Source organism: Novosphingobium sp. HR1a, from assembly GCF_015594425.1.
GTDB classification, from domain to species: Bacteria; Pseudomonadota; Alphaproteobacteria; order Sphingomonadales; family Sphingomonadaceae; genus Novosphingobium; species Novosphingobium resinovorum_A.
In genome coordinates, this window is sequence record NZ_JABXWS010000159.1 from 1 (window position 1) to 571 (window position 571).

Below are 571 nucleotides of genomic sequence, written 5' to 3' on the forward strand. Positions count from 1 at the left end.
TATCGCGTGAAGCCTGCGGAAACATGGAAGCCGGAAGTCGCCAGCCTCAACATGGGCAGCATGAATTTCGGCCTGTTCCCGATGCTGAAGAAGGATCGGGAATGGAAGCACGCCTGGGAGCCCGAAATGCTGGAGGCCAGCCACGACCTCGTCTTCCGCAACAGCTTCAAGGATATCCGCTATGCCCTTGAAACACTGAACAAGACCGGCACCCGCTACGAGTTCGAGTGCTACGATACCGCGCACCTCTACAACCTGCACTACTTCTGGAAGGAGGGCCTGGTCGAAGGTCCGCTGTTCATCCAGACCTGCTTCGGCCTGCTCGGCGGCATCGGCGCCCACCCGGAGGACGTGATGCACATGAAGCGCACCGCCGACCGCCTGTTCGGCGATCAGTACCGCTGGTCGGTGCTGGCGGCAGGCGCGAACCAGATGCCGGTGGCGGCGATGGCTGCCAGCATGGGGGGCCACGTGCGCGTGGGGCTGGAGGACTCGCTGTGGATCGGCAAGGGCCAGCTTGCGACCAGCAACGCGCAGCAGGTGACGAAAGTGCGCCAGATCATCGAGGGCC

General features: G+C 63.2%; 1 protein-coding gene. It reads left to right on the forward strand.

The genetic code is table 11. The features are described from left to right. The coding region (locus tag HWN72_RS30805) for a 3-keto-5-aminohexanoate cleavage protein (RefSeq protein ID WP_211152340.1) at positions 1 to 571 on the forward strand (571 nt) is incomplete at both ends.